This window comes from Dyella silvatica, from assembly GCF_026283955.1.
GTDB lineage: Bacteria > Pseudomonadota > Gammaproteobacteria > Xanthomonadales > Rhodanobacteraceae > Dyella_C > Dyella_C silvatica.
In genome coordinates this window covers 1-3,196 of the sequence record NZ_JAPDPE010000210.1, presented here as the reverse complement: position 1 = coordinate 3,196, position 3,196 = coordinate 1, and the positions used below count along the sequence as shown (strand labels likewise).

Sequence of the window (3,196 nt, the reverse complement as noted above, 5' to 3'; positions counted from 1 at the left end):
CACTCGTAGGGCAGGATGCCCGCAGAGCGCGGTATGGGGGTGCTCTTTCTTTGGGTTACTTTTCTTTGAGCACGCAAAGAAAAGTGACTCGGACCCCGGCAGGGGTTCGAAAGCCCGCCGCAGGCGACCCGATCGCCACACCACAACATAAAAAACGAAAGCGCATCGCATCGCAAACGCAGAAAACGCGCGATTACCTCAACACCTCACGCACCAGCGGCAACGCCGCATCAACCCACAACCCATACTGCTGCCCCGAAGGATGCAGCCCATCCTCCGCCAGCCACTGCGAATGTTCCCGCGACAACCCCGTGATATCGACCCAGCGCACATGCGCTCGTTGACTCTCATCACGCCCAATAGCGTTAAAGACATCCAAGGCTTGAGCGATTTGTGCGGTATCGCGACCACAGCCAAGCCCAAACGCCGTCACCCCCCAATCGGGAATCGACAACACCAACACTCGCTGCGGCAGTCCACCCGCCAAATCCATCGCACGCGCCAGCAGCTGGCGAAACTCAAGCCGATACTCCCCCGCGCTACGGCCGCGGTACTGATTATTGACGCCAATCAGCAGGCTGACCACATCGTAGGGCGGGGCAAGGGCGGTGCGGTCCATCGCCGCGCTCAGTTCGTCGGTGGTCCAGCCGGTAGTGGCGATGATCTGCGGATCGTCCAGTGGCACGCCTTCGCGACGCAGTCGGGCGGCCAGTTGCATCGGCCAGCGATCGGCGGGCGGAACGCCTTCGCCGATGGTGAAGGAGTCGCCCAGAGCGAGATAGCGCAGGGTCATGCTCTTCGCTCATGCGGGTCAGCACGCATTCGATACGGGTGAACACTTCGCGCAGTTGTTCCGGCGGTGGCAGCAGGGTCAGGCGCATATGGCGGCTATGCGGCACGTTGAAACTGCTGCCCGGGACGACCAGCACGGATTCTTCTTCCAGCAGGCGCAGGGCGAATGCGTTGTCGTCGAAATGTTGCAGACGGTCGGCGCGGACCTGCGGGAAGGCGTATAGCGCACCGGCGGGTGCGGCGAGTTCAAGAAAGTCGCTGGCGGCGACGCCTTCGAGAATTTCACGGCGTGCCTCATGCAGGCGGCCACCGGGCTGGGTCAGCGCGGTGATGGTCGGTGCGCTTTGCAGTGCCGGGGCTACCGCCCATTGCGCGGTGACATTGGCGCATAGCCGCAGTGCAGCCAGCAATTGCAAGGCATCGCGATACTCGGCGCTGCGCTCGGGTTCGCCCGACAAACTCAGCCAGCCGACGCGATAGCCGCAGGCGCGATGCACCTTGCTCAGGCCGCCGAAGCTGATGCAGGGCAGGTCGCCGGCGATTTCGGCCAACGGCTGAAACGGGGTCTCGTCGTAGAGGATCTCGTCGTAGATTTCATCGCTGAGCAGCAGCAATCGGTGGCGTGCGGCGACCGCCACGATGCGCTCGAGCAGCTCGCGCGGGTAGACCGCGCCGGTCGGGTTATTCGGATTGATCAGTACCAGCGCGCGGGTACGCGGGGTGATCAAGGCCTCGATCTCCGCAGGATCGGGCAGGTGCTGGTTTTCGGCGAGGCAGCGGTAATAGCGCGGTTTGCCGCCGTTGAGAATGGTCGCGGCACTCCATAACGGGTAGTCCGGGCTGGGCAGCAGCACCTCGTCGCCGGGCTGCAATAGCGCGCGCAGGCTCAGGTCGATCAATTCGCTGACGCCGTTACCGACGAAGATGCGTTCCACATCGACACCGCGTGCACCGCGCGCGCGCTGTTGCGCGGCAATCGCTTCGCGGGCTTCTTCCAGGCCTTGCTCGTGGCCGTAGGCCTCGCTGTTACGCAGGTGCTTGGCGATCGCTTCGCGCAGATGCGCCGGGGTCTCGAAGCCATAGCGGCCGGGGTTGCCGATATTGAGCTTGATGATGGGCAGGCCGGCCGCTTCGAGATCGCGTGAGCGTCGGGTCAAGGCACCGCGGATTTCATAACGCACATCAGCGAGGTGCGCACTAGGCTTGATCGAGGCCAAGTCTCGTCGTCCTTACAGGCAATGAGGCCGGCGCCGGGGCCGGAGTGGTCCGCATGCTAGCAGTGGATTAGCGTCCGTTGCGAGGCGAAAAAAGGGTGTGATGAGGACGTGATTGCAGGAGATGGGGGCAAGCAGGGCATAATCGGCTCCATGACGGACGCCGAAACGATAGAACGCCTGCGCCGCATCGGTTGGCGCGGCGATAGTTTGCCCACCGGTGGGCTGCGGTTAGCACGTGTGGTAGCTCAGCATCGCGCGGGCTATGAACTACACGATGGCGAGATGTTATTCGGCGCCCAGCCGGCCGGACATTTCCTCAAGCGCAGCCTCGATCCCACCGAACGCCCCGCGGTAGGCGATTTTGTTGAAGTGGAAGTGGGCACTCCTCCGCATATCGTGAAGGTTTTGCCACGCCGCTCGGTGTTGTCGCGGGCGGCGGCGGGCGAACGTTACGAGCGCCAGTTGATTGCGACCAATATCGATTACGTTTTGGTGTTGACCGGACTGGATGGCGATTTCAATCCCGCGCGCATTGAGCGTTACCTGTCGTTGACCGAGGGTTCGGGGGCGCAACCGGTGGTGTTGTTGAGCAAGCTCGACACCCGTGACGATGCCGCGGAGTCGATCGAGGCCTTGCGCGAGCGCCTGGCCGAGGGCACGCCGATTCATGCCATCAATGGCAAGGATGCGGAGTGCATCGATGTGCTGGCCAAGTATCTGCAGCCGGGCGATAGCGCGGTGCTGGTGGGTTCCTCCGGTGCGGGCAAATCCACCTTGACCAATACGCTGCTCGGCAGCGCGCGGATGGCCACCAAGGAGGTACGCGCCCACGACAGCCGTGGCCGTCACACCACCACCCATCGGGCCTTGCTGCAATTGCCCAGTGGCGGTTGCCTGATCGACACCCCCGGCATGCGGGAGCTGAAACTCACTGGCGATGAGAATCTGGATTTGTTCGCCGATATCGAAGAGCTGGCCGAGCAATGCCGCTTTGCCGATTGCGGTCATGGCAGCGAGCCGGGCTGCGCGGTGCAGGCCGCCTTGGACAGCGGCGAGTTGCTGGCCGAGCGCTGGCGCAATTACCTCAAGCTGCGCGATGAGCGCGAAGATCAGGCCGCTACCCTGGAAGCGCGTTTACGCCGGCAGCGCGGCGGTCGTCCTGCGACGCGGCCGCATGGGCCACGCGG

Annotated in this window: 2 protein-coding genes and 1 pseudogene; 1 reads left to right on the top strand and 2 read right to left on the bottom strand. The window is 63.6% G+C overall.

All coding sequences use genetic code 11. The features are described from left to right. Nucleotides 1-193 precede the first annotated feature (193 nt). Both OUZ52_RS22570 and OUZ52_RS22565 read right to left on the bottom strand, forming a co-directional pair. Nucleotides 194-793, bottom strand: a complete 600-nt coding sequence (locus OUZ52_RS22570) for an SGNH/GDSL hydrolase family protein (protein ID WP_266160855.1) — start codon at nucleotides 791-793, stop codon at nucleotides 194-196. Then, nucleotides 786-2,009, bottom strand: a pseudogene (locus OUZ52_RS22565) (aminotransferase class I/II-fold pyridoxal phosphate-dependent enzyme); the annotation flags it as partial. The gene OUZ52_RS22570 and the pseudogene OUZ52_RS22565, both read right to left, overlap by 8 nt. Nucleotides 2,010-2,159: 150 nt before the next feature. Between OUZ52_RS22565 and rsgA the strand changes: the two are divergent. Next, on the top strand, nucleotides 2,160-3,196 hold a 1,037-nt coding region (rsgA, locus tag OUZ52_RS22560), incomplete at its 3' end, for a ribosome small subunit-dependent GTPase A (RefSeq protein WP_266160854.1).

Excerpts from the sequence above, each read along its gene's own strand:
- OUZ52_RS22570 (WP_266160855.1), bottom strand. The coding sequence starts at position 793 with ATGACCCTGCGCTATCTCGCTCTGGGCGACTCCTTCACCATCGGCGAA.